25 protein-coding genes are annotated in these 25,389 nt (G+C 75.2%); 15 read left to right on the top strand and 10 right to left on the bottom strand.

Annotation, left to right across the window (positions count from 1 at the left end):
• The first annotated feature begins 312 nt into the window (after positions 1–312).
• From GJV82_RS16960 to GJV82_RS16935, 6 genes are all read left to right on the top strand, one after another.
• Entirely contained in the window at positions 313–2,184 is a 1,872-nt protein-coding gene (locus GJV82_RS16960; protein ID WP_151192074.1) for a peroxidase family protein, read from the top strand.
• Positions 2,185–2,367: 183 nt separating this feature from the next.
• Positions 2,368–2,637, top strand: coding sequence for a 30S ribosomal protein S15 (gene rpsO / locus GJV82_RS16955; protein ID WP_024840558.1), 270 nt, complete (start codon positions 2,368–2,370; stop codon positions 2,635–2,637).
• A 309-nt stretch (positions 2,638–2,946) separates the two neighbouring features.
• A complete protein-coding gene (locus GJV82_RS16950) occupies positions 2,947–5,172 on the top strand; it encodes a polyribonucleotide nucleotidyltransferase (protein WP_318657759.1) in 2,226 nt (741 codons plus the stop codon).
• Position 5,173: 1 nt separating this feature from the next.
• Positions 5,174–6,505, top strand: a complete 1,332-nt coding sequence (locus GJV82_RS16945; protein ID WP_162289495.1) for a M16 family metallopeptidase — start codon at positions 5,174–5,176, stop codon at positions 6,503–6,505.
• A gap of 274 nt (positions 6,506–6,779) precedes the next feature.
• On the top strand, positions 6,780–7,523 hold the full coding sequence (gene dapB / locus GJV82_RS16940) for a 4-hydroxy-tetrahydrodipicolinate reductase (protein ID WP_162289499.1): 744 nt from the start codon (positions 6,780–6,782) through the stop codon (positions 7,521–7,523).
• Positions 7,520–8,044 (top strand): hypothetical protein, encoded by a 525-nt coding sequence (locus GJV82_RS16935; protein WP_404812994.1) that lies wholly within the window; start codon positions 7,520–7,522, stop codon positions 8,042–8,044. Before dapB ends, GJV82_RS16935 begins: the two co-directional genes overlap by 4 nt.
• A 19-nt stretch (positions 8,045–8,063) precedes the next feature.
• Here GJV82_RS16935 and GJV82_RS16930 read toward each other — a convergent pair whose 3' ends face one another.
• From GJV82_RS16930 to GJV82_RS16905, 6 genes are all read right to left on the bottom strand, one after another.
• Positions 8,064–8,522 carry a hypothetical protein gene (locus GJV82_RS16930; protein WP_155100033.1) on the bottom strand — a complete coding sequence of 153 codons (459 nt, stop codon included), beginning with the start codon at positions 8,520–8,522 and terminating at the stop codon, positions 8,064–8,066.
• Between the two features lie 73 nt (positions 8,523–8,595).
• The gene (locus GJV82_RS16925; RefSeq protein WP_024840564.1) at positions 8,596–9,105 is read right to left on the bottom strand and encodes a GNAT family N-acetyltransferase; all 510 of its coding nucleotides are present in this window, start codon (positions 9,103–9,105) and stop codon (positions 8,596–8,598) included.
• A gap of 53 nt (positions 9,106–9,158) precedes the next feature.
• The gene (locus tag GJV82_RS16920; RefSeq protein ID WP_155100032.1) at positions 9,159–9,479 is read right to left on the bottom strand and encodes an AzlD domain-containing protein; all 321 of its coding nucleotides are present in this window, start codon (positions 9,477–9,479) and stop codon (positions 9,159–9,161) included.
• Positions 9,476–10,291 (bottom strand): AzlC family ABC transporter permease, encoded by an 816-nt coding sequence (locus GJV82_RS16915; RefSeq protein ID WP_155100031.1) that lies wholly within the window; start codon positions 10,289–10,291, stop codon positions 9,476–9,478. The genes GJV82_RS16920 and GJV82_RS16915 overlap by 4 nt, the downstream gene beginning before the upstream one ends.
• On the bottom strand, positions 10,288–10,926 hold the full coding sequence (locus GJV82_RS16910; protein WP_051471651.1) for a TIGR00645 family protein: 639 nt from the start codon (positions 10,924–10,926) through the stop codon (positions 10,288–10,290). The genes GJV82_RS16915 and GJV82_RS16910 overlap by 4 nt, the downstream gene beginning before the upstream one ends.
• A 77-nt stretch (positions 10,927–11,003) precedes the next feature.
• Positions 11,004–12,488: an NAD-dependent succinate-semialdehyde dehydrogenase gene (locus tag GJV82_RS16905; protein WP_155100030.1), complete on the bottom strand. Its 1,485-nt coding sequence runs from the start codon at positions 12,486–12,488 to the stop codon at positions 11,004–11,006.
• A 134-nt stretch (positions 12,489–12,622) separates the two neighbouring features.
• Here GJV82_RS16905 and dapA point away from each other — a divergent pair, with 134 nt between their 5' ends.
• From dapA to GJV82_RS20820, 3 genes are all read left to right on the top strand, one after another.
• Positions 12,623–13,570: a 4-hydroxy-tetrahydrodipicolinate synthase gene (gene dapA / locus GJV82_RS16900; protein ID WP_155100029.1), complete on the top strand. Its 948-nt coding sequence runs from the start codon at positions 12,623–12,625 to the stop codon at positions 13,568–13,570.
• 49 nt (positions 13,571–13,619) lie between these two features.
• Entirely contained in the window at positions 13,620–15,305 is a 1,686-nt protein-coding gene (locus GJV82_RS16895; protein WP_318657758.1) for a ribonuclease J, read from the top strand.
• 81 nt (positions 15,306–15,386) lie between these two features.
• Positions 15,387–16,271, top strand: coding sequence for a DUF4328 domain-containing protein (locus GJV82_RS20820; RefSeq protein ID WP_155100028.1), 885 nt, complete (start codon positions 15,387–15,389; stop codon positions 16,269–16,271).
• Between the two features lie 85 nt (positions 16,272–16,356).
• On the opposite strand, the gene GJV82_RS16885 is transcribed toward GJV82_RS20820, so the two are convergent.
• Complete coding sequence (locus tag GJV82_RS16885) at positions 16,357–16,947, bottom strand: TetR/AcrR family transcriptional regulator (protein WP_318657757.1); 591 nt, start codon at positions 16,945–16,947, stop codon at positions 16,357–16,359.
• Between the two features lie 100 nt (positions 16,948–17,047).
• On the opposite strand from GJV82_RS16885, the gene GJV82_RS16880 reads away from it, so the two are divergent.
• Together GJV82_RS16880 and GJV82_RS16875 are read left to right on the top strand one after the other, a co-directional pair.
• Positions 17,048–17,458, top strand: a complete 411-nt coding sequence (locus GJV82_RS16880) for a hypothetical protein (protein ID WP_024840573.1) — start codon at positions 17,048–17,050, stop codon at positions 17,456–17,458.
• A 54-nt stretch (positions 17,459–17,512) separates the two neighbouring features.
• Positions 17,513–17,716, top strand: a complete 204-nt coding sequence (locus GJV82_RS16875; RefSeq protein ID WP_155100027.1) for a hypothetical protein — start codon at positions 17,513–17,515, stop codon at positions 17,714–17,716.
• On the opposite strand, the gene GJV82_RS16870 is transcribed toward GJV82_RS16875, so the two are convergent.
• On the bottom strand, positions 17,694–18,620 hold the full coding sequence (locus tag GJV82_RS16870) for an MBL fold metallo-hydrolase (protein ID WP_155100026.1): 927 nt from the start codon (positions 18,618–18,620) through the stop codon (positions 17,694–17,696). The genes GJV82_RS16875 and GJV82_RS16870 overlap by 23 nt on opposite strands.
• Positions 18,621–18,792: 172 nt before the next feature.
• On the opposite strand from GJV82_RS16870, the gene GJV82_RS16865 reads away from it, so the two are divergent.
• The 4 genes from GJV82_RS16865 (at position 18,793) to GJV82_RS16850 (ending at position 23,542) form a co-directional block, all read left to right on the top strand.
• Positions 18,793–21,621: an FtsK/SpoIIIE family DNA translocase gene (locus GJV82_RS16865; protein WP_155100025.1), complete on the top strand. Its 2,829-nt coding sequence runs from the start codon at positions 18,793–18,795 to the stop codon at positions 21,619–21,621.
• Between the two features lie 59 nt (positions 21,622–21,680).
• Positions 21,681–22,310 (top strand): CDP-diacylglycerol--glycerol-3-phosphate 3-phosphatidyltransferase, encoded by a 630-nt coding sequence (gene pgsA / locus GJV82_RS16860; RefSeq protein WP_024840576.1) that lies wholly within the window; start codon positions 21,681–21,683, stop codon positions 22,308–22,310.
• Complete coding sequence (locus tag GJV82_RS16855; protein WP_024840577.1) at positions 22,307–22,840, top strand: CinA family protein; 534 nt, start codon at positions 22,307–22,309, stop codon at positions 22,838–22,840. Before pgsA ends, GJV82_RS16855 begins: the two co-directional genes overlap by 4 nt.
• A gap of 360 nt (positions 22,841–23,200) precedes the next feature.
• Positions 23,201–23,542, top strand: a complete 342-nt coding sequence (locus GJV82_RS16850) for a helix-turn-helix domain-containing protein (protein WP_024840578.1) — start codon at positions 23,201–23,203, stop codon at positions 23,540–23,542.
• Positions 23,543–23,596: 54 nt separating this feature from the next.
• On the opposite strand, the gene GJV82_RS16845 is transcribed toward GJV82_RS16850, so the two are convergent.
• On the bottom strand, positions 23,597–24,436 hold the full coding sequence (locus GJV82_RS16845) for a DNA-formamidopyrimidine glycosylase family protein (RefSeq protein WP_024840579.1): 840 nt from the start codon (positions 24,434–24,436) through the stop codon (positions 23,597–23,599).
• 63 nt (positions 24,437–24,499) lie between these two features.
• On the bottom strand, positions 24,500–25,389 hold an 890-nt coding region (locus GJV82_RS19580), incomplete at its 5' end, for an Lhr family helicase (RefSeq protein ID WP_455550362.1).

Genomic DNA, 25,389 nt, shown 5'->3' with positions numbered 1-25,389 from the left:
CGCGTCGACCCGCACCCGCGCGCGTGCCCGACGGTCGCGTGTCACGGGCCCGGGTGCCGCGCCCTCCCTCCGGGTGAGCGGCGCCGTCGTGCACGGCGTCCGTCGCGGCCGCGCGATCCCCGGGCCGCAGTCCAGGGGGCGCGGTCGCACACGCCCCTGCGCGAGCGCGAGCCGCCGGCGGGCGCTCGGCGGCCCGCGCGCGGGCCGCAGGACCTCCCACAGAGAGGCAGAGCCATGGTGGCTCACCCGACCGACACGTCCCACGCTGCCGGCCCGCCCCCCGCGGGTCCCGAGGACCTGGCCCAGGACCCCGTGGGCCGAACCGTCCGAGCCGTCGGCCACGGTCACGTCTTCGTCCCGACGGTCGCGCACGCGGAGCCCGACGGCGACCCGCGGCTGTCCGTGGCGCCGTTCCTGCCCGGGACCGAGGCGGCGGTGCGCGCCGACGTCGAGACCGGACGCTTCGACGCCACGACGCCGTTCGACTACCTGTTCCGCGACCTGCGGGCCGCGTTCCCCGCACGCCACCTCCCGTCGGGGGACCAGGCCACGATCGACGCCGTCAAGGCGGCTCTCGAGGCGCTCGGGACGGCGATGGCCGAACCCACCCCGGTGGGGTTCGACTCCTCCGCACCCGCCGTCTACACCTACTGGGGCCAGTTCATCGACCACGACATCACGCTCAACACGAACGGCCGCGACAAGCCGCCGGGTCCCCAGGAGGAACCGACGCCCGGGGACCAGGTGCTCGGAGACATCGTGGACTCGCCCTTCCGGGTCTTCGCGCCCGACGTCGTGGTGGCGAGCCTGCACAACGGGCGGCACCCGGCGCTCAACCTCGACAGCCTCTACGGGTCCGGGCCGCAGCTGGACCGTCCGCCCGCGGACGCGCTGCCCACGCGGAGCGAGGCCGCGTACGTCCCGCACTCGGCGAAGCTGGCGCTCGGACGCGTGTCGACGGACCCGATCGGCCCGTTCGCGCTCGTACCGCCCGGTGACGACGCCCAGCGCGACCTGCCCCGCATCCAGGAGCAGGACCTCGAGGACCCCGCGACGGAGCAGCACAAGGTCGGCAGCCCGCTGATCCCGGACGGGCGCAACGACGAGAACCTCGTCGTGGCGCAGCTCCACACGGCGATGATCCGGTTCCACAACGCCGTCGTCGACTGGGTCAAGCGGGTCGAGCCCTGGCTCGCCGTCGACGAGCAGGCCGTGTTCGACCGTGCGCAGGAGCTCGTGCGCTTCCACTACCAGTGGCTGGTGCTGCACGACTACCTGCGCACGCTCACCAAGCCGGGCGTCCTCGACGCGGTGCTGGTCGAGCACGCCCTGCTGTACCGCCCGCGCCGGCGCGTCTCCATGCCGCTCGAGTTCGCGGTGGCGGCGTTCCGGTTCGGCCACTCGATGGTGCGCGCCGGGTACGACTACAACCTCAACTTCGACGGTCTGGACGACGCCGGGCAGTTCGACCCGACCCGGCTCGCGAGCCTGGGCGACCTCTTCCGGTTCACGTCCAAGGGGGGCGGCGCGCGCGAGTTCATCCCGTCGAACTGGCCGATCGACTGGGCGCGCTTCGTCGACAAGGGCGACCCGGCCGCGCTGCGCAAGGCGCACAGGATCGACCCGTTCCTCGCGAGCGGGCTCGACGACCTCCCCAACGAAGCGCCGGACCCCGAGCTCGACCCTCCGGGCGACGTGGTCGTCAGGCTCCTGAAGCACCTGGCGCGCCGGAACCTGCTGCGCGGGTACGCGCTCGCGCTGCCCACGGGCGAGGCCGTCGCGGAGGAGCTCGGCCTGACGCCTCTCTCGCGCGCGGAGCTGGCCGGGGAGGACGCGGCCGTCGGGGCCGCCCTCGCCGCGCTCGACGAGGCGACGGGAGGAGCCGGCACCCCGCTGTGGTACTACGTCCTGCGCGAGGCGGAGGTCCAGGGCAACGGCGCGTTCCTCGGTGAGGTCGGCAGCCGTGTCGTGTGCGAGACCTTCGTCTACCTCCTGCGCGAGGACGAGACGTCGTACCTGCGCAGCGCCACCGGTTGGACGCCGGCGAGCGGTGTGCGTTTCGAGGACGGACGGATGATCACGACCCTCGTGGACCTGCTGCGCTTCGCGGGCGTCCTGGTCCTCGACGACGGGACGACGTTCCGCACCGTCGACGGCCGCCCCGCCGGGCACGACGGGGCCTGAGCCCGGAGGTCCGCGCCGCCGCCCGGCTCCTCGCGGGCGGCGGCGCGGACCGCGGCGTGCGGACGGATGCGGGGAGGGAGCCCGTGCGCTGGTAGGATGGATGCGCCGTCTGACCGGCCGCGGACAGAGAGAGCCCCGGGAGAACCGTCCCGGCGCACCGCGCAACGAACCCGAAGGAGAACCGTGCCGCTCGACACTGCCACGAAGCAGCGCATCATGACCGAGTACGCGACGAGCGAGGGCGACACCGGTTCGCCCGAGGTGCAGATCGCGCTCCTCACGCAGCGCATCAAGGACCTCACCGAGCACCTCAAGGAGCACAAGCACGACCACCACAGCCGTCGTGGTCTGCTCCTCCTCGTCGGCCAGCGCCGTCGCCTGCTCGGCTACCTGCAGAAGGTCGACATCAACCGCTACCGCAGCCTCATCGAGCGCCTCGGTCTGCGTCGCTGACACGACACCGCCAGCCCGGTCCCTGCGGGGACCGGGCTGGTCTGGTGTGATGTACCCGTCACACCCCGGCTGAGCACCACCCAGCCGCACACCACCCACCGCGCCGCCGGCCTCTCGTTCGGTCCTCGGTAGTGGCTCACGGACCCCTCGGCCCCGTCCTCGGACGGAGCGCACGGGAACCGCCGTGGACCTCGATCGAAGACCGCCGAGCGTCGAGTGCGACCGGAGCCCCCGCGCCACGCGCCGGGGCACGGACCGGAACCCTCGACAGGGCTACCCGGGCGGCGCTTCGAGAAAGGGAGGGCACCCGTGGAGGGTCCCGAGATCCAGTTCGCCGAGGCCACGATCGACAACGGTCGCTTCGGCACCCGCACCGTCCGGTTCGAGACCGGGCGCCTCGCGCGTCAGGCGGCGGGCTCCGTCGCCGCCTACCTCGACGACGAGACGATGCTGCTGTCCGCCACGTCGGCGGGCAAGCACCCCAAGGAGCAGTTCGACTTCTTCCCCCTCACGGTGGACGTCGAGGAGCGCATGTACGCCGCGGGCCGCATCCCCGGCTCGTTCTTCCGCCGCGAGGGCCGCCCCTCGACGGACGCGATCCTCGCGTGCCGCCTCATCGACCGCCCGCTGCGCCCGCTCTTCGTCAAGGGCCTGCGCAACGAGGTCCAGGTCGTCATCACCGTCCTCGCGATCCACCCGGACGACGCGTACGACACGCTCGCGATCAACGCCGCCTCGGCGTCGACGCAGATCTCCGGCCTGCCGTTCTCCGGCCCGGTCGGCGCGGTGCGCATCGCGCTCGTCGACGGCCAGTGGGTCGCGTTCCCCAAGTACTCCGACAAGGAGCGCGCGGTCTTCGACATGGTCGTGGCCGGCCGTGTCGTCGGCGACGACGTCGCGATCGCGATGATCGAGGCCGAGGCCACCGACGGCGCCTGGGGCCTCGTCAAGGACGAGGGCGTGGCCGCGCCGACGGAGGAGGTCGTCGCCGAGGGCATCGAGGCGGCCAAGCCGTTCATCAAGGCCCTGTGCGACGCGCAGTCGGCGCTCGCCGCGCAGTCGGCGAAGCAGGTCCAGGAGTTCCCGCTGTTCCTCGACTACCAGGACGACGCGTTCGCGGCCGTCGAGGCCGAGGTCACGGCGGACCTGCGCGAGGCGCTCGCGATCGCGGACAAGCAGGCGCGCGAGAACCGCCTCGACGAGATCAAGAACGAGATGGTCGGCAAGCTCCAGGCCGGGTTCGACGGCCGCGAGAAGGAGCTCTCCGCCGCCTACCGCTCGCTCCAGAAGAAGCTCGTGCGCCAGCGCGTGCTCACCGAGGGCGTGCGCATCGACGGCCGTGGGCTCGCGGACATCCGCACCCTCTCGGCCGAGGTCGAGGTCCTGCCGCGCGTCCACGGCTCCGCGCTGTTCGAGCGCGGCGAGACCCAGATCCTGGGCGTCACCACGCTGAACATGCTCCGCATGGAGCAGCAGATCGACTCGCTCGGTCCGGAGACGCGCAAGCGCTACATGCACAACTACAACTTCCCGCCCTACTCGACCGGCGAGACCGGCCGCGTGGGCAGCCCGAAGCGTCGCGAGATCGGCCACGGCGCGCTCGCCGAGCGTGCGCTCGTGCCGGTGCTCCCGAGCCGCGAGGAGTTCCCGTACGCGATCCGTCAGGTGTCCGAGGCGCTCGGCTCCAACGGCTCGACGTCCATGGGCTCCGTGTGCGCCTCGACGCTCTCGCTGCTCAACGCGGGCGTGCCGCTGCGCGCCCCCGTCGCGGGCATCGCGATGGGCCTCATCTCCGACACGGTGGACGGCGAGACCCGCTACGCGGCGCTCACCGACATCCTCGGTGCCGAGGACGCGTTCGGCGACATGGACTTCAAGGTCGCCGGCACGCGCGAGTTCGTCACGGCCATCCAGCTCGACACGAAGCTCGACGGCATCCCCGCCTCGGTGCTCGCCGGTGCGCTGACGCAGGCGCGTGACGCGCGCCTGACGATCCTCGACGTCCTCGCCGAGGCCATCGACGTGCCCGACGAGATGTCCCCGAACGCCCCGCGCGTCATCTCCGTGAAGGTGCCGGTCGACAAGATCGGCGAGGTCATCGGCCCCAAGGGCAAGATGATCAACCAGATCCAGGAGGAGACGGGCGCGGACATCTCCATCGAGGACGACGGCACCGTCTACATCGGCGCCACCGACGGCCCGTCGGCCGAGGCCGCCCGCGCGGCGATCAACGCGATCGCCAACCCGCACGTCCCGGAGATCGGCGAGCGCTTCGTCGGCACGGTCGTCAAGACGACGTCGTTCGGCGCGTTCATCTCGCTCTCCCCGGGCAAGGACGGTCTGCTGCACATCAGCCAGATCCGCAAGCTCGTGGGCGGCAAGCGCGTCGAGAACGTCGAGGACGTGCTGTCCATCGGCCAGAAGGTCCAGGTCGAGATCGGCGAGATCGACCCGCGCGGCAAGCTCTCGCTCCACGCCGTGGTCGAGGAGGAGGCTCCGGCCGACGCTCCCGCGACCGAGGGCGCGGACGCCTGACGTGCCCTGGGACCTCCCGCTCGTCCCGGCGGGTGACGCCGGGGCCGAGCTGACCGCCGGGCAGGACGGCGCGACGATCCGTCGCTCCGTCCTGCCCGGCGGGGTCCGCGTGCTCACCGAGTCCATGCCGGGCCTGCGCTCGGCGACGATGGGCGCGTGGGTGGGCGTCGGGTCGCGCGACGAGACCGACGGCCACTTCGGCTCGACCCACTTCCTCGAGCACCTGCTCTTCAAGGGCACCGAGCGCCGCTCGGCGATGGACATCGCCGAGGCGTTCGACGCCGTGGGCGGCGAGGCCAACGCCGCGACGGGCAAGGAGCACACGTGCTACTACGCGCGCGTGCTCGACGCCGACCTGCCGATGGCGGTCGACGTCATCACCGACATGGTGACGTCCGCGCGCCTCGACCCCGACGAGCTCGAGACCGAGCGCGGCGTGATCCTCGAAGAGCTCGCGATGAACGACGACGACCCGTCGGACGTCGTACACGAGGAGTTCGCGGCAGCCGTCCTCGGCGGCCACCCGCTCGGCCGGCCCATCGGCGGCACGCCCGACACGATCAACGCCGTCCCGCGTGACGCGGTGTGGGAGCACTACCGCTGGCACTACCGCCCCGAGACGCTCGTCGTCGCGGCGGCGGGCGGCGTGGACCACGACACGCTCGTCGCCCAGGTCGAGCAGGCGCTGCGCGACGGGGGCTGGTCGCTCGACGCGGCCGCCGCGCCACGTGCGCGCCGCGACCCGCACGACCCCGCGCTCGCGGGCGTCGGGGCGACGGGTGTCGAGCTGTCGGTCCACCGGGCCGTCGAGCAGGCGAACGTCGTCGTGGGCGGCACGGGCCTGTCCGCGACGGACGACCGCCGCTTCACGCTCTCCGTGCTCAGCGCGGTGCTGGGCGGCGGCATGAGCTCGCGCCTCTTCCAGGAGATCCGGGAGCGGCGCGGCCTCGCGTACTCGACGTACTCCTTCGCGTCCGGCCACGGCGGCATCGGCACCTTCGGCCTCTACGCCGGGTGCGCGCCGTCGAAGGTCGACGAGGTCACGGCGCTGCTCCACGCCGAGCTCGACCGCCTCGCGGACGACGGCATCACCGGTGCCGAGCTCGACCGCAGCATCGGCCAGCTCTCGGGCGGCATGGTCCTCGGCCTCGAGGACTCCGGCTCGCGCATGAGCCGGCTCGGCAAGGCCGAGCTCGTGTACGGCGAGCTGCTGAGCGTCGAGGAGTCGCTCGACGCGATCCGGTCGGTCACGGCCGACGACGTCCGCAAGCTCGCGGGCGAGCTCGCCTCGCGTCCGCGCTCCGTGGTGCGCGTGGGACCGTTCGGCGACTGAGCCCGGCCTCGCGCACACTCCGTCGACGGCGGCCGTCCTCCTGCGGGAGAGCGGCCGCCGTCGTGCTGCGCCTCGCGCCCCTCGTCCTGCGTGCGCCTGGTCGTCGCGTGCCGACCCGGCCGCCGTCTCGTCCTCCGTCCGCGACGGCGGATGCCCCGCGGGCGACCCGCCGCGCGGCGATAGGGTGACGGGCGTGAGCGAGCAGAACACGACCGCGTCCCCGACCGACGAGACCGCCGCGGGCCGGGGCCCGGGCGGACCGCTGCGCGTCGCCGTGCTCGGCGCCGCGGGCCGCATGGGGGCGACGGTCTGCGCCGCCGTGGAGGGCGCCGCGGACCTCGAGCTCGTCGCGCGCCTCGACGCGGGCGACGAGGTGACCCCGCAGACGCTGCGCGGCGCGCAGGTCGCCGTCGACTTCACCGTCCCGTCCGCGACCGAGGCGAACGTGCACGCGCTGATCGACGCCGGGGTGCACGCCGTCGTCGGCACGACCGGCTGGACGGACGAGAGCCGCGGCCGGGTCGTCGAGCACCTCGCGCGCGTCGCCGCCGACGGCGGGCCGTCGCTCGGCGTGCTCATCGCCCCGAACTTCGGGCTGTCCGCGGTGCTCGCGATGACGTTCGCCGCGAAGGCCGCCCGGTACTTCGAGTCCGCCGAGGTCGTCGAGCTCCACCACCCGGACAAGGTCGACGCGCCGTCGGGCACGGCCCGGCACACCGCCGCCGCGATCGCGGCCGCGCGCGCGGACGCGGGCCTCGGACCGAGCCCGGACGCGACCGAGTCGGGCTGGGAGGCGCGGGGGGCGGACGTCGACGGCGTGCGCGTGCACGCCGTGCGCCTGCGCGGCCTCGTCGCGCACGAGGAGATCCTCTTCGGCAACGCGGGGGAGCAGCTCGTCATCCGCCAGGACTCGTTCGACCGGGTCTCGTTCATGCCGGGCGTCCTGCTCGCGGTGCGCGAGGTCTCCGCGCGGCCGGGCCTGACCGTCGGTCTCGAGAACGTGCTGGACCTCGCGTGAGCACCCCGGACGGCGCCCCGCACGACGGCGGTCCTGAGCGGGCGGGCGGGCGCGCGCGGGCCGGCCGGCCGTGGAAGGCGATCGTCGGCGCGGTCCTCGTCACGCTCCTCCTCGCGCTGTACGTGTGGCAGGTCGCGGGACGCGCGGCGGCGCTCGTCGGCACGGGCGAGCCGGTCGCCATGGTGATCGGCGCGGGCGTGCTCGTGCTGCCCCTGCTCGTCGTCGGGCTGGTGGGGCGCGAGTTCCTCCTGGCCGGGACCGTGCAGGGCATGGCGGACGACCTCGCGGCGCGTGACCGTCTCCCCGTCGACGACCTGCCGCGCTCGCCGGGCGGCCGCATCGACCGCGAGGCCGCCGACGCGGCGTTCGGCCGCTACCGCGACGCCGTCGACGCCGACCCGCAGAGCTGGGAGGCCTGGTACCACCTCGCGTTCGCGTACGACGCGGCGCGCGACCGGCGGCGCGCGCGCGAGGCGCTGCGCAAGGCCGCGGCCCTCTACCGAGCGCGGCGCCGGGGCTGACGGCCGGTCCGCGCCGGGCTCACAGGCTCGTCCAGCAGTACACCCGGTGGCCCGCGTCGTCCGCGCGCACGCACAGCGCCGCAAGCCGGTGCAGCGCCCGGGCGAGTGCCGCGGGGTCGGACCCGGCGAGCTCCTCGGTCGCGGACCACCGCACGGCCACGTGCTCGAGCGCGGCGGGCGTCGACCCCGCGAGCGCGGCGACGAGCGTGTCGGTCACGGAGACGACCCACGGCCCCTCGTCGCCCACCGACGCGACGAGCGAGCCGTGGCGCGCGTCGGCGGTCACCTCGCGGTAGGGGCGGCCGGTGAGCAGGCTCGCGAGGCTGCCCAGCACGACGAACGGGTCGATGCCCGTGAGCTCCACGGTCGCGAAGCCGGGCTGGGACGTCAGGAAGTCGGGTGCGCTCGGGCCCGTGGGCGCGGCGACCGCCGCCCGCGCGTCGTCGGGGGCGGCGAAGTAGTCGGTGAGGATGCCCATGGCGGTCGATCCTCGCAGGTCAGGGGGCCGGGCGGGTCACGGCCGTGTCACGGGCGTGTGACGGCCGTCGTGCTCAGATCTCGGCGACCCAGCGGCGCTCGACGACGTCGCGGAGCCCGGTCGCGAGCGTGCGGGTGCGCCCGTCGGGGCCGAGGCCGGCGCCGGCGAGGAACGCCTCGCGCGCGTCGTCGCCGTCGAGCACCCAGGTGACGACCTCGTGCGCGCCGTCGCGCCGCAGCCGGTCGACCGCGGCGGACAGCAGCCGCGAGCCGTGCCCGCCGCGCTGGTGGCGTGGCTCGACCTCGAGCGCGAGGACCTGCCCGGGGGAGACGGCGGCGAACCCGACCACGTCGGCGCCCGCGCACGCGACGAGCACGGCGAAGCCCGGGCCCGGGGGCGACGAGATCGCCGCGGCCCACTGCTCACGCATCCGGACGGTGTCGAGCGCGTCGAGCACGTCCTCGCCCAGGACCTCGGCGTGCGACGCGCGCCACGCCCCGACCTGGATCGCGGTCATCGCGACGTCGTCGCCGGGCACGGCAGGGCGGACGGAGACGTCGGCGGTCTCGCGGAACAGGTTCACGGGTTCACCCTACGAGACCGAGGCGACCGTCCGGCCCCGGGGACGGGTCGTGCTCAGCCCCAGCCGAGGGCGCGCAGGCCCGCGGCGGTGACCGCGGCGAGCACGACCACGAGGATGAACGGCGCGCGCAGCGCGAGCGCGACCGCGGCCACGCCGACCGCGGGCAGGCGGGCGTCCACCACGAGCGCCTGGCCGTCGCCGACGGTCTGCACCGTGACGAGCGCGGCGAGGAGCGCCGCGGTGACGAGGGCGGCGGTGCGCGCCACGCGTTCGTCGGCGAGCCAGTGCTCGGGCACGAGGTGCCCCGCGAGCTTGAGCGCGAAGCACACCGCCGACGCGGCGAGCACCACGACCCACACGGTCGCCGTGGTCATGACCTCTCCTCTCCTGGGTCCGCCCCCGGCCGTGGCCCGGGCGCCGGACGGCGGCGGGCGTCCACCTGCCCGACGACGATCGCGACGCCGGCCGCGGCGAGCACCGGCACGCCGCCCGGGGCGAGGGGCACGAGCACGGCTGCGACGACCACTGCGGCCGCGGCCGTGAGCTGCATGGCGCGGGCCGCGAGCCGCGGCCACAGGAGACCGAGGAACGCCGCCGCTGCGGCTGCGTCGAGACCCCACGCGCGCGGGTCGCCGAGGGCATCGCCTGCGAGCGCCCCGACGAGCGTCATGGCGTTCCACAGCACGAAGATCCCGACGCCCGTCCACCAGAACCCGGCGCGGACCGCGCGGCGCGAGCGCTGGGCGGTCGCGACGGCGGTCGACTCGTCGATCGTGAACTGGGCCGCGAGCACCTTGTGCCACGAGCGCAGCGCGAGCAGCGGCCCGAGCTGCGCGCCGTACAGCGCGTTGCGCACGCCGAGGAACCCCGCGGTCGCGACGGCGGCGCCGGCCGCCCCGCCCGCCCCGACCACGCCGATGAGCGCGAACTGCGACCCTCCGGAGAACATCAGGAGGCTCAGCGCCATGGTCTGCGCCACGTCGAGGCCGGCGACGACGGACAGCGCACCGAACGAGATCCCGTACAGGCCGGTCGCGACGGACACCGAGACGGCCTGGCGGACGGCGGCGCGGACCTCGTCCTCGACGGCCGTCTCGACGACGTCGTCCACCTCGGCGTCGAGCGCCCGGTCGTGGCCGGGCGCGGCGTCGGCCCCGGGGTGCGGGACGTCGTCGGGCCGGGTCATGCGTGCGGGTCGGCGGGCCCCTCGCCCGCCGCGGCGGCGTTCGCGGCGCGCTGGTGCGCCGTGAGGGACATGCGGTCGATGAGCGCGAGCGCGAGCGCGGACACCACGAACGCGAGGTGGATGAAGGTCTGCCACATCATCTGCGTCGGGGTGTAGCTCGCGCTGTCGATGAACGTGCGCAGCAGGTGGATCGAGGAGATCCCGATGATCGACATCGCGAGCTTGGTCTTGAGCACGTTCGCGTTGACGTGGCTCAGCCACTCGGGCTGGTCCGGGTGGCCGTCGAGCCGGATGCGCGACACGAAGGTCTCGTAGCCGCCGACGATGACCATGATGAGGAGGTTGGAGATCATGACCACGTCCACGAGGCCGAGGACGGCGAGCATGATCTCCTCGGCGCCGAACGTGTGCGTCACCATCTCGTGGGTGCGGGGGTCCTCGGTGACGTGCTCGCCCGTGAACCCGCCGACGATGAGGTGCCACAGCTCCTTGAGGAACTGCCACACGTAGACGACCTGCGCGACGATGAGGCCGAAGTAGAGCGGTGCCTGGAGCCAGCGGGACGCGAAGATCAGGTACCCGACGGTCGTGACGCGGGCGCTGGGGGCGGGGGCGGTCGGGCTGGTGGTCAGCACGGGCGTCGAGGGCACGGGCGTGGGCTCTCCGGGAGTCGGTGGCGGGGGAGCGCCAGGCTACAACGCCGCGTCGGTGCTCAGAGCGCGACGTACACCGTCTCGAGGTATTCCTCGAGACCCGCCTCGCCGCCCTCGCGGCCGAGGCCGGACTGCTTCACCCCGCCGAACGGGGCGCTCGCGTCCGACACCATGCCGCGGTTGATCCCGATCATGCCCGCCTCGACCTCCTCCGCGACGCGCACGGCGCGGTCCAGCGACGCCGTGTACGCGTACGCGGCGAGCCCGTACTCGGTCGCGTTCGCGAGCGCGAGGCCCTCGTCGTCGTCGCCGAACGCGACGACCGGGGCGACGGGCCCGAAGACCTCCTCGGTGACGACGCGCGCGTCGGGGTCGACGCCGGACAGCACGGTCGGGGCGTAGAAGTGGCCGGGGGAGCGCGGCCGGTCCGCGCCCGTGAGGACCTGCGCACCGCCGTCGGACGCCGCGTCGACGAGCTCCGCGACCTTGTCGACGGCCTTGGCCTCGACGAGCGGCCCAACCTGAGTCCCCTCCTGCGCGCCGGGACCCACCCGCAGGCCCTCGAACGCGGTCGCGAGGCGCTGCGCGAACTCGCGCGCGACGGCGTCGTGCACGAGGAAGCGGTTCGCCGCGACGCACGACTGGCCCGCGTTGCGGAGCTTCGCGACGAGCGCGCCCTCGACCGCGGCGTCGAGGTCCGCGTCGGCGAACACGAGGAACGGCGCGTTCCCGCCGAGCTCCATCGACGTGCGCAGCACCTGCGGCGCGGCCTTCTCGAGCAGCGTGCGCCCGACGGCCGTCGAGCCCGTGAACGACAGCTTGCGCAGACGCTCGTCGGCCAGGAGCGGCTCGGTGACGTCCGCGGCGCGCGAGGAGGGCAGGACGTTGACGACGCCCGTCGGCAGACCGCGCTCCGCGAGCTCGGACCGGATCACCTCGGCCACGAGCGCCGTCGTGAGCGGCGTGAGGCGCGCGGGCTTGACCACGACCGTGCAGCCGGCCGCGAGCGCCGGGGCGATCTTGCGGGTCGCCATCGCGATGGGGAAGTTCCACGGCGTGACGAGCAGCGCCGGACCCACGGGCCGGCGGAAGACGAGCTGGCGGTTCCCGCCGGCCGGTGCGGTCCGGGCGAGCCCCTCGGCCCGCACCGCCTGCTCGGCGTACCAGCGCAGGAAGTCGGCGCCGTACAGGACCTCGGCGCGCGCCTCCGCGCGCGGCTTGCCGCACTCGGCGGTGATGAGCGCGGCCACGTCGTCGGCGCGCGCGACGACCCGGTCGTGGACGGCGCGCAGCACCTCTCCCCGCTCGCGCGGGGGCGTCGCGCGCCACGCGGGCGCGGCCCGGTGCGCGGCGTCGAGCGCGCGCAGCGCGTCGGCGGGGCTCGCGTCGGCGACGTCGAACAGGGACTCCTCCGTCGCCGGGTCCTCGACCTCGAACGTCCCGCCGCCCTCCGCCGGACCCCAGTGCCCGTCGATCAGCAGGCCGGTGGGGACGTGCGCGACGAGCGCGGGGGAGAGGCTCGACGTCGAGGCGGGGCGGGACATGCTCCGAGTATCGCCCTGCGGGTCGCGAGGGCGCACGCGGGCGGGCCGCGGCGGTCGGCTCCCGCCCGGCGGCGCGCGTGCGCCGGACGCGGACGGGCGCGGTGCGCGCCCGCGCCGCACGGTAGTTTGTGCACATGGTCCTTCCCGCCACCCCTGCGCGCCCGTTCGGTGCCGTCCTCACGGCCATGGTCACCCCGATGACGCCCGACGGCGCCGTCGACCTCGCCGCGGCGGCCCGGCTCGCGAAGCGTCTGGTGGACGACGGGAACGACGGCCTCGTGCTCAGCGGCACGACGGGCGAGTCGCCCACGACGCACGCGCCGGAGAAGCAGGACCTCGTGCGCGTCGTCGTCGACGCGGTCGGCGACCGCGCGGCGGTCGTCGCCGGCGCCGGGTCGAACGACACGGACCACGCGGTGCGCATGGCCGAGCAGGCGGCCGAGGCCGGCGCGGACGGGCTGCTCGTCGTCGCGCCGTACTACTCGCGCCCCAGCCAGGAGGGCGTGTACCGCCACGTCGTCGCGATCGCCGACGCCGCGGACCTGCCCGTCATGCTCTACGACGTCCCCGGGCGCACCGGCGTGCGGATCGCGCCCGCGACGTACGCCCGGCTGGCGGAGCACGAGCGCGTCGTCGCGAGCAAGGACGCGACGGGCGACGTGTACGCCGCCGCGAAGCTCGCGGCGTCGACCGGTCTCGCGTTCTACAGCGGTGACGACGGCCTGCTGCTGCCGTTCCTCGCGCACGGCGCCGCGGGCATCGTGTCGGTCGCCGCGCACGCGGTCGCCGGGCCGTTCGCCGAGGTCGTGCGCCGCTTCGACGCGGGCGACCACGCGGGCGCCCTCGACGTCTTCCTCGCCACGACGCCCGTCATCGACGCGCTCAACGGCACGGGCTTCCAGGCCGTGATGGCCAAGGCCGCCGTCGAGCTGCTCGGCGTCACCGACAACCGCGCGCTGCGCCTGCCGAACGTCGCCGCGAGCGAGGAGGAGGTCGCGCTCGTGCGCGACGCCCTCGCCGCCGCGGGCGTGCTCGGGCGCGCGGGCACCCCGGCGGCCGCGGTCGCCGTGACCACGAACTAGCGAGGGCAGGAGCCCTCGAAACCCCGGCTCAGCCACGACAGGAGGCCCCGTGAGCCATCCCCACCCCGAACTCTCCCTGCCTCCCGAGCTCCCCGCCGGAGGGCTGCGCGTCGTCGCCCTCGGCGGGCTCGGCGAGGTCGGCCGCAACATGGCCGTCCTGGAGTACGACGGACGACTGCTCGTCATCGACTGCGGCGTCCTCTTCCCCGAGGACAACCAGCCCGGCGTCGACCTCATCCTCCCGGACTTCGACTACATCGCGGACCGGCTCGACGACATCGAGGCCATCGTCCTCACGCACGGCCACGAGGACCACATCGGCGCGGTGCCGTACCTGCTGCGCCTGCGCCGCGACATCCCGCTCGTCGGGTCGCAGCTCACGCTCGCGTTCGTCGAGGCGAAGCTCAAGGAGCACCGCATCTCGCCCGTGACCCTCGCGGTCAAGGAGGGGCAGGTCGAGCAGCTCGGCGTGTTCCGCTGCGAGTTCGTCGCCGTGAACCACTCGATCCCCGACGCGCTCGCGGTCGCGGTGACGACCGGCGCCGGGACCGTGCTGCACACGGGCGACTTCAAGATGGACCAGCTCCCGCTCGACGGGCGCATCACCGACCTGCGCGCCTTCGCGCGCCTCGGTGAGCAGGGCGTCGACCTGTTCATGGTCGACTCGACCAACGCCGAGGTGCCCGGCTTCGTCACGCCCGAGGTCGAGATCGGCCCGGTGCTGGACAACGTGTTCGCCGCGTCCGAGAAGCGCATCATCGTCGCGTCCTTCTCGTCGCACGTGCACCGCGTCCAGCAGGTGCTGAACGCCGCGCACCACCACGGGCGCCGCGTCGCGCTCGTCGGGCGGTCGATGGTCCGCAACATGACCATCGCGGCCGAGCTCGGCTACCTCCACGTGCCGGAGGGCGTGCTCATCGACCTCAAGAAGGTCGACTCGCTGCGCGACGACGAGATCGTCCTCATGTGCACCGGGTCCCAGGGCGAGCCCATGGCGGCGCTGTCGCGCATGGCGAACGGGGACCACAAGGTCCAGGTCGGCCACGGCGACACCGTGATCCTCGCGTCGTCGCTCATCCCGGGCAACGAGAACGCCGTGTTCCGCATCATCAACGGCCTCACGCGCCTCGGCGCGCGCGTCGTGCACGGCGGCAACGCCAAGGTGCACGTGTCCGGGCACGCGAGCGCGGGCGAGCTCCTCTACTGCTACAACGTGCTCAAGCCCAAGAACGTCATGCCCGTGCACGGCGAGGTGCGCCACCTCGTCGCCAACGGGGCGCTCGCGGTCCGCACGGGTGTGCCCGCCGACCGCGTCGTGCTCGCCGAGGACGGCGTCGTCGTCGACCTCGTCGACGGCAGGGCGTCCGTCGTGGGCGCCGTGCCGTGCGGGTACGTGTACGTCGACGGGTCGAGCGTCGGCGAGCTCACCGACGCCGAGCTCAAGGACCGGCGGATCCTCGGCGAGGAGGGCTTCGTCTCGGTGTTCGCCGTCGTCGACTCCGCGACGGGCAAGGTCCTCGCCGGGCCGCAGATCCTGGCGCGCGGGTTCGCCGAGGACGACACCGTGTTCGAGGACATCCGGCCCGAGGTGGTCCAGGCCCTCGAGGACGCGATCGCGGGCGGTGCGACGGACACGCACCAGCTCCAGCAGGTCATGCGCCGCGTCATCGGCCGGTGGGTGTCGAACCGCCTGCGCCGTCGTCCGATGATCGTCCCGGTCGTCGTCGAGGCGTAGTCCTCCGACGACCGGCGGACCGGGTCCCGTCGCTGGTCGGGGCGTCAGTATGCTGGCGCCCCGACCAGCCCAGGAGGCTCTGTGACCGCCCACGACCCGTACGGGGTCCCGCCGCACGCCCGCCCGTCCGGCGACCAGCCCGGACCGCCCGCAGCCCCCGGGCCGCACCCGCCCGTCCCGGTGTACGGGCAGCACGCCCCGGCTCCCGCCTACGGGCAGCCGGCTCCCGCCTACGGGCAGCACACCCCGGCTCCCGTGTACGGGCGGCCGGCGCCCGCGTACGGGCAGTACGCGCCCGTCCCGCCTCCTGCGTACGGCGCGCCCGGGTCGTGGTCCGGGTGGGCGCCGCGCCCGCCGGTCCCCGGCAGTCTCGCGACGGCGACCGTGGCCCTCGCGATCCTCGTCACGGCCGTGCAGGCGATCGTCTGGCTCACGTCCTTCGCGGCGGCGGGCGACTTCGCGAGCGCCGCGCGAGAGGGCACCGCGAGCGTCGACGTCGTGACCGCGTACGACGGCACGTCCTTCCTGCTCCTCCCGTTCCAGGTCGCGGCGGGCGTGGTGACGTGCGTGTGGCTGTGGCAGAGCCGCACCTTCGCGGAGGCCGTCTCGCCCGGGGCGCGCCACGCGCGCAGCCGCGTGTGGGTCTGGCTCGCGTGGTTCGTGCCCGTCGTCTCGCTGTGGTTCCCCTACCAGGTGGTGCGCGACGTCCGCGCCGCGACGACCTCCCGCCCCCGTCCCGGGCTCGGGTGGTGGTGGGCGGGGTGGCTGACGTTCTCGGTCGCGTCCAACCTCGCCGCGCAGCTGACGACCCTGACGACGGCGGGCCCCGCCGAGACGTTCGTGCTGCTGCCGGTCCTGGAGACCGCCGCGACGGTCGGGGTCGTCCTCGCCCTCGTCTTCTGGGTGCGCACGGTGCGCGAGACGACGGCCGCGCAGCGCGCGTTCGGCGCCGACGGGCAGCGGTGACGCGCCACCTCGGCCCCGCCGGGGGCTGAGCCCGCCGGACGGGGCGCGCCGCGACGTGGCGCGCCCCGTCCGCGGTTCTGGCGCGTCAGGGAGCCCGCCGCGCGGCGACGAGGCCGGGCCCGACGGCGCCGAGCGCACCCGCGTAGTGCGCGGCCCGCTGGGCCTCGTCGCCCGGGACGAGGCCCGCGAGCTCGAGCGACACGAGCCCGTGCACGAGCCCCCACAGCCCCAGGGAGACGTCCTGCGCGACGTCCGCGTCGGGCACGAGGCGCGCGACGGCGTCGCGCAGGACGCCGAAGGTGCGCTCCTCCACCGCGCGTGTGCGGTCCGCGCCCGGCCGGACGCCGCGCGCGAACATCACCGCGTAGAAGTGCGGGTCGGCGAGCGCGAAGGCCCGGTACGCGCGCCCGAGCGCTGCGAGGTCGGCCGCCGGGTCGGCGGTCCGGGGGACGGCTTCGAGGTGCGCGGCGAACCGCCGGAACCCCTCGGCGGAGACGGCCGCGACGAGGTCGTCGCGGCTGCCGAAGAGCGCGTAGACGGCCGACGCGCTGGTGCCCGCGGCGGTCGCGACCGCGCGGACGGTCACGGCGCTCTCGCCGTGCTCGGAGATGGCGCGCGACGCCACGTCGAGGAGGCGGTCGCGCAGGGCGTCGTCGTGCAGTCGGGGTCGGGCCACGCGCCGAGTCTACGGGCCTTGACGGATGTTTGCGAACGGTGTTCGATAACAGTGTTCGTAAACACGTGCGCGCCGCGCACCCTCGCCCTCGGAGGCCCCTGTGCTCGAGCTCACCGACGCCGCCCGCATCACCGCGGGCATCGTCCTCCTCACCGTCGTCGGGATCGAGTCCGGCGGGGCGTTCCTCGTCAGGGTCGTCACGCGGCGCGTGCCCGCGACGGGCTTCCAGACCTCGTTCTTCCGCGCGGGGCACGCCCACGCGGGCGTCCTCGTGATCCTCGGCCTCGTGTGCCTCCTCCTCGCGGAGGCCACCGACCTCACGGGCTTCTGGCGCTGGCTCGCCGGCACCGGGGTGCTCGTCGCGGCGATCCTCCTGCCCGGCGGGTTCTTCCTGTCTGCGGCGGGCACCGGGCGCGAGGCGCCCAACCGGGCGGTCGTGCTGCTCCCCGTCGGCGGCGCCGTGCTGGCCGCCGGAGTCGTGACGCTCGCGATCGGGCTGTTCCTCGCCTGAGGCCGCCGGGCGGTCGAGCGTGACGCGGTCGGGCTCGACTGCGAGGGTGGCACGGTGAGCGTCCACGACTCCGACCTCGACGCGCTGCACGTCGCGGCGCGCCGCGTGCACCGCCTCGTCACCGACGAGCGGGCGCTCGACGCCGCGACCGCCCGGCCGGCCGGGCTCGGGCGACGACCGAGCCCGGCCCGCGCGTCGGCGGTGCCCGGGGGCGTGCCCGCGGGTCCGCGCGGCGTCAGCGCCCGCGGAGCGCCGTGAGCTGCTCGTCGTGCCACGTCGCGACGTAGCCCGTCAGGCGCGGGTCGTCGACCGGCGTCGTGCCCCGACCCGCCGCGGCCGCCGCCAGCGCGTCGAGGTAGGACCGGTCCGCCGCGAGGCGCTCGTCGATCGCGGTGCGGCCGACGGCCGGGCGCCCGTGGCCCGGGACGACGGCGTCCACGTCGCGTGCCGCGCGGCCGAGCACGTCGAGCGCGCCGCGGTACACCCCGACGGGGTCGCGCGAGCCGCCGTCGACGAGCGGCACCTCCGTGTCGGAGAGCATGTCGCCCGCCAGGAGCACGCTGCCGTGCGCCGTGCGGACCACGAGCGCCGCATGGCCCGGGGCGTGCGCGTCGTGCTCGACGACGGTCACCGCCGGACGGCCGGTCGGGGCGCCGGTGGGCCAGGGGAGCCGGCGTGCGCCGCGGGGGAGCGGGGACAGCGCACCCACGAGCCCGGGGTCGTGACCGGGCGCGGCCGCGTCGGCGGACGCGAGGGCCTCGGCACGGCGCCGGCGCACGACGGCGACGGCGCGCGCCGTCGCCCAGTGGGGCGCGCCGCCGAGCGACGCCGACCACAGGACGTGGTCCCAGTGCGCGTGCGTCGCGAATCCGGCGGTCACGCGCCAGCCGCGCTCCGCGACCGCCGCGGCCAGCCCCTCGACCTCGGCGACCGTCACCGCCGGGTCCACGACGAGCGCCTCGCCGTCCGGCGCCACGGCGACCGTCGACGTGGTCGTCCAGATCTCGGCCGTCGCGACCCACACCCCCGGGACGACCTCGACGAGGTCGCGGGCCGGGGCGGTCGCCGACCGCGGCGGTCCGGCGGGGCCGGACCCCGCCGGCGTGCCGGGCGGGTCGGGTCGCGCCGGGTCGTGCGCTCCGTGCTGCGCCGGGTCGTGCATGGGTCTCCCGTCGTCGGGTGGATCGGGGTCGAGGTCCGCAACCGTCGCGGCTCGGGGTCGGCGGCTCGGGGTCGGGCGGCTCGCGGTCGGGCGGCTCGGGGTCGGGCGTGCAGGGACACGCGCCCGCGGGGTCCGCGTCCGCGCCGACCCCCACGGGTAGGTTAGGACCACTATGGCGACCCGGACGTCCTCGCAGGCACGTCGGACCGCGAGCAACCGCACGCCAGCGCCCCGCACGGCGGCGCGCGGCGGTTCGTCCACGGCCCGCGGCGCGTCGCGCTCCGGCACCGGTCGTGGTCGGTCCTCCTCCTCGAGCGGGCGCCGTCCCGCCCGGCGCCCGGCCTCGGGGCCGCCGTGGCCCGTCCGCGCGGTGCGGGCGGTCTGGCTCGGCGCCGCGCACGGCGTGGGAGCACTCGTGCGCACCATCGGAAAGGGAGCGAGAGAGCTGGACCCGGCACACCGGCGCGACGGCGTCGCGTTCTTCCTCATCGCCCTCGCGGTCGTCGTCGCGGCGCGCGAGTGGTGGGGCATCCAGGGCACGTTCGGCAAGGTCGTGCACGGGGTCGTCGCGGGCACGTTCGGGCTCGCGGGCGTCGCGGTGCCCGTCCTGCTGCTGTGGCTGGCCGTGCGCATCATGCGCCACCCCGAGCGCGCGCAGGCGAACTCGCGCGTCGCGATCGGGCTCACGCTCATCGTGGTGTCGGTGTGCTCGCTCGTGCACATCTCCGAGGACCTGCCCGCCCCGCGCGACGGCTTCGAGGCGGTGCAGGACGCGGGCGGCATCGTCGGCTACCTCGCCGCGACCCCGGTGACGGCGGGGCTCACGGCCTGGTTCGCCGTCCCGATCTTCCTGCTGCTCGGGTTCTTCGGTCTGCTCGTCGTCACCGCGACGCCGGTGCACCGCATCCCGAGCCGCCTGCGCGGCCTGTACGACGTGCTCACCGGCAACCACCGTCCGGAGGAGGTGGACGCCGACGGCCTCCCGCTCGCCGAGGGCGTCTCGCGCCACGACGGGACCGACGCGCCGCCCGCCCGACGCCCGCGCAAGCCGCGCCGCACGAAGGCGCAGCGCGCCGCGGAGGCCGCCGAGATCGAGAAGCCCGAGGGCGGGTTCTCGGGCGACGAGGCGTTCGAGACCGCGGCGTTCCTCGACTACGAGGAGGACGCCGCCCCACGCGGCCGAGGCGCCAGGCGCCGCCGGGACGAGCCCGCCGCCGGGACCGCGCCGACCGAGGTCGTCGCGGCCGTCGGCGGCACCGCCCAGGACACCGCGGCGGCGGCGATGGCCGCGGTCGCGCCTGCGCCGGACGACGGCGCGGGCAGCGTGCCGCCGCCCCCGCCGAGCGCGCCGCTGCCGCGCGGCGTGCAGCCGATGCTCGAGGGCGACACGGTCTACCTCCTGCCGAGCGAGGACTCGCTCGTCAAGGGCGCTCCGCACAAGGTGCGCTCGGCCGCCAACGACCGCGTCGTCGAGGCGCTGACCCAGACGTTCGAGCAGTTCGAGGTCGACGCGAAGGTCACGGGCTTCACGCGCGGCCCGACCGTGACGCGCTACGAGGTCGAGGTCGGGCCCAAGGTCAAGGTCGAGCGCATCACGTCGCTGTCGAACAACATCGCGTACGCCGTCGCGAGCGCCGACGTGCGCATCCTCGCCCCGATCCCCGGCAAGTCCGCGATCGGCATCGAGATCCCCAACACCGACCGCGAGACGGTCGTGCTCGGCGACGTGCTGCGCTCGTCGGCCGCGCGCCGCACCGAGCACCCCATGGTCATGGGCGTCGGCAAGGACGTCGAGGGCGGCTACGTCGTCGCGAACCTCGCGAAGATGCCGCACATCCTCGTCGCGGGCGCGACGGGCGCCGGCAAGTCGAGCTTCATCAACTCGATGATCACGTCGATCCTCATGCGCGCGACGCCCGAGCAGGTGCGCCTCGTGCTCGTCGACCCCAAGCGCGTCGAGCTGACGATCTACGAGGGCATCCCGCACCTCATCACGCCGATCATCACGAACCCGAAGAAGGCGGCCGAGGCGCTCGACTGGGTCGTGCGCGAGATGGACGCGCGCTACGACGACCTCGCCGCGTTCGGGTTCAAGCACATCGACGACTTCAACGCCGCCGTCCGCTCGGGCAAGGTCAAGCCGCTGCCGGGCTCCGAGCGCAAGATCGCGACGTACCCGTACCTGCTCGTCGTCGTCGACGAGCTCGCCGACCTCATGATGGTCGCCCCGCGCGACGTCGAGGCGTCGATCCAGCGCATCACGCAGCTCGCGCGCGCCGCGGGGATCCACCTCGTGCTCGCGACCCAGCGCCCGTCGGTCGACGTCGTCACGGGCCTCATCAAGGCCAACGTGCCTTCGCGCCTCGCGTTCGCGACCTCGTCGCTCGCCGACTCGCGTGTCGTGCTCGACCAGCCGGGTGCCGAGAAGCTCATCGGCCAGGGCGACGCGCTGTTCCTGCCCATGGGCGCCGCGAAGCCGATGCGCGTGCAGGGCGCGTGGGTCTCGGAGTCCGAGGTGCACGCGGTCGTCGAGCACGTCAAGGCGCAGCTCAAGCCCGTGTACCGCGAGGACGTGACGCAGGCCGCGGTGAAGAAGCAGGTCGACGAGGACATCGGCGACGACCTCGACCTGCTGCTGCAGGCCGCGGAGCTCGTCGTGACGTCGCAGTTCGGCTCGACGTCGATGCTCCAGCGCAAGCTGCGCGTCGGGTTCGCCAAGGCGGGCCGCCTCATGGACCTGCTGGAGTCGCGCGAGATCGTCGGGCCGTCCGAGGGCTCCAAGGCGCGCGAGGTGCTCGTGACGCCCGAGGAGCTGCCCTCGGCGCTCGCGCTGATCCGCGGGGAGCCGGCGCAGGAGGTGTTCGACGGCCAGGCGGACGCCGCGGCGGCGCCCGCGCCGGCGGGCGGCGGGCACGACTACGGCGAGGGCACGGACGGCCACATGCCGCCGGTCGCGACGGACTACCACGACGGCGCGGACGTCGAGTCCGGCTGGCGCTGATCGCCCGCGCGCGGTGGACGACGGCCGTCGCACCCGCGCCGACCCCCTAGGCTGGTGACGTGGTCACCGCCGTCCCCTCGCCGTGGAACTCCGCGAACCTCGTCACCATGGCGCGGATCCTGCTCGTCCCGTTCTTCGCGTGGGCGCTCCTCGTCGACGGTGGCGAGTCCGTCACGTGGCGCCTCGTCGCCACGGGGATCTTCGTCGTCGCCGCGACATCGGACCGTCTCGACGGGTACCTCGCGCGGCGCTACGACCTCGTCACGGACCTCGGCAAGCTGCTCGACCCGATCGCGGACAAGCTCCTCGTCGGCACGGCGCTCGTGCTGCTCGCGTGGCCGCTGGGCGAGCTGCCCTGGTGGGTCCCGGTGGTCGTGCTGGCACGCGAGCTCGGCGTGACGCTCCTGCGCTTCGCGGTCCTCAAGTACGCGGTCATGCCCGCGTCGCGCGGCGGCAAGCTCAAGACGGTGCTCCAGACCGTCGCCATCACCCTGTTCCTCCTGCCGCTCGCGCACCTGCCCGTCTGGGTCGCGGTCGTGGCCTGGGTCGTGCTCGCGGCGGCGATCCTCGTGACGGTCGTGACCGGCCTGGAGTACGCCTACCAGGGGTGGCGGCTGCGCCGCGACGCGATCCGCGCCGCGCGGCTCGTCGAGCCCGGCGCGGGCGCGGACGGCGCGTCGGCGTCGTGACCGGCGCCGCGGGGACGCCCGGACCGGGCGAGGTCGCCGCCCTGCTGCGCGACCTCGAGGCCCGCGGGTGGTCGCTCGCGACGGCCGAGTCGCTCACCGGGGGCCTGCTCTCGGCGACGGTCGTCGACGTGCCGGGGGCGTCGCGCGTGCTCCGCGGCGCGGTCGTCGCGTACGCGACGGACGTCAAGGAGTCGGTGCTCGGGGTCGACGCGGGCCTGCTCGCCGCGCACGGGGCCGTCCACCCGGAGGTCGCTCGCCAGATGGCGGAGCGCGTGCGCGCGGTGCTCGGCGCGGACGTCGGCGTCGCGACGACCGGGGTCGCGGGACCCGACCCGCAGGACGGGCAGCCGCCCGGCACGGTCTACGTCGCCGTGAGCAGTCCCCGCGGGGCGGAGGTGCGGCACCTGCACGTCCCGGGCGACCGCACGGCGGTGCGCGCGGGAACGGTCGCCGCGGCGCTCGCGCTCGCGCGGGCGGTCGTCGGCGCCGAGCCTGCCGAGGGCGCCGGCACGGGTGAAAACGGCGGGTGATTCGCGGGTCCGCCCGGGCGCCGTCGACGCGGCCGGCGCGGCCGCTCGTGGAGACGTCGTGAACGTGGCGCGGGGGCTTGGGGCGGCTCCGCGCGCGGGAACAACGCCCCACGTCGGGACGTTGCACAGCACGTGATCGCCAACAGGACCGCCACCCGACCGGTGGGACGCCCGGACAACGCCCCCGCGGCGCGTCCGGCACGTCGTGCAGGAGACGTGAGCGGGCCGCGGTCGGGGTACGGTAGGACGACCCCGTCACGCGGGGCAGTGAACAGGAAGACCGGTACGAGCAGTTCGCGCACCCAGGTGGGGGCCTCCCCGGCCCCCGGGAGCGCACGGGACACGGAAGGGGGTCGCCAGATGATTGTTCTTCGACGTGAGATCGGAGACGTGCTGCGAGACGCTCGCCAGCGACAGGGGCGCACCCTGCGAGAGGTGTCCTCCGCCGCACGGGTCTCGCTGGGCTACCTCAGCGAGGTCGAGCGCGGCCAGAAGGAAGCGTCGTCGGAGCTCCTCGGCTCGATCTGCGAGGCGCTCGACATCCCGATGTCGTTGGTGCTCCGTGAGGTCAGCGACCGGGTCGCCGTCGCCGAGGGCCTGCTCATCCCGGACACCATCCCGGCCGACTTCGCGACGGCCGTGCTCGGGCGGCAGAACCCCGACGGCACGGCACGGCGCGAGGACCTGCAGCCCGTCGGCTGACGGTCGGGCACCGGGGCCGACCCGGGGCAGGTGGCGAGGCAGCGACGCCCGCCGTCACCGGCCCCCGGGCGGCGACTGGCACGAGGGACACCAGAAGATCGGTCGGTCGTACGGCGGCTCGTTCGCCGTGCCCTCGGCGATAGGCGTGCCACACACGTGGCACGCCTTTCGTGTGCGCCCGTGCACGAGCCGCACGACCCCGGCGCGCGGGTCGAACCCGTGCCGCACGGTCCGCTGCATGAGCCGGCGCGCCGTGAGGAGCAGGCCCTCGAGGTCCTCGACGTCGCGGACCGCGGTCCACGGGTAGAGCCGCTCCGCGAACAGCGACTCCGCGGTGTAGATCGTCCCGATGCCCGCGACGAGGTGCTGGTCGAGCAGGGCCTCGGCGACGGGCACGCCCGTCGCCTCGCGCCCGGGCCGGTGCCGCGGACCGCTCCCGCCCGCCGCGTCGTCGGCCCGCATGCGTGCCACGGCCTCCGCGAGCCCCGCCTCCGGGAAGTCGTCGCCGAGCACGTCCGGCCCGAGCGGTCCCACGACGAGGCGCTCGTCGGGCGTGCGGAGCACGTGCAGCATCCCGATGCGGTTGCCGACCGCGGTCCACCACTCGTTCGCGAGCACCACGCGGACGTTCGGCTCCACCCCCCGCGCGTCGCGCGTGCCGGTGCGCGCGACGCGCCACGACCCCTCCATGCGCAGGTGCGTGTGGAGGGACCAGCCGTCGTCGAAGCGTGTGAAGAGGTGCTTGCCGTACGCGACGTTGTCGACCACGGTCCGGCCCGTGAGGTCGATCTCGGCCGCGCTCGGCCAACGGAGCTCGGAGCGCACGAGGACCCGGCCCGCGAGGGCCTCGTCGAGCCGCGCGGAGACGAGCCGCAGGATGTCACCCTCGGGCACGGCGACTCCCGTCCGGGCGGCTGCGGCCCTCCGGGCGTGCGACGGCGGCGCGGGCGGTGCGTGTCATGCGGCCCGCAGCCCGCGCGGCGTCGCGCGGAAGCCGGCGTCCATGAGCGCCCGGACCGCGGCGTCGGCCGGGGTGGCGCTCGTCCCGGCGCCGGCGAGGGCCTCGACGCCGTCGACCCGCTGCACGACGACCTTCCCCAGCCGGCCCGCCCGGACCGCGCGCACGAGCTCGGCGCTGGCCTCCGCGAGCCGCGGGCCGTCGAGGAACGACAGGACGGAGCGCCCGCCGCGCTCGACGTAGAGCGCGAGGTCGCCGTCGCTCAGCACGACGACGGCTCCCGCCTTGCGTCCGGGGCGGTGGCCCCGCGGGGCGTCGGTGCCGGTCTGCTCGCCGCCGGGCGCACCCGGGTCGCCCGCGGCCGGGCGCGTGGGCCACGGCAGCGCCGCCCCGTAGGGGTTGGCGGGGTCCGTCGCCGCGAGCAGGACCGTGCCCGGCCGCGGTCCGCCGCGGGACGGGTGGTCCTCGGCGCGGAAGGGGTCGCGGAACGTCCCGTCCGCCGGCCCGGTGGCCTCGAGGGCGCGCTCGCGGTCCTGCGCGTCCGTGCGGAGCTGGTCGACCGCGCCCGGGAGCGCGAACTGCGACCCGCCGAGGTGCTCGACGAAGTACCCGCGCCGCGCCGCGCCGGTCGCCTCGAGCTCGCTGAGCACGCGGTACACGGCCCGGAACGAGCCGGCCACGCCCTCGGCCGGGGCGACGGCGCGCGTGAGCACGCCGTGCCGGTCGAGCAGGACGCGCGCGAGCGCGTGCGCGCGGCGGGTGGGGTCCGTCTCGCGCGGGGGCAGCGCCGACCACCTCCCGGCACCGCCGCGCAGCGTCGTCTCGGGTGAGCTCGGGGGCCGCAGCCCGGCGAACCGCCCGCGGCCGAGCGGGCGGGGGCGGGCGGGCG

Origin of the sequence: Cellulosimicrobium composti (genome assembly GCF_009711085.1) — a bacterium.
Lineage (GTDB): Bacteria > Actinomycetota > Actinomycetes > Actinomycetales > Cellulomonadaceae > Cellulosimicrobium > Cellulosimicrobium composti.
The sequence above is the reverse complement of the archived record's forward strand: the minus strand, read 5'-3'. Positions and strand labels throughout refer to the sequence as shown.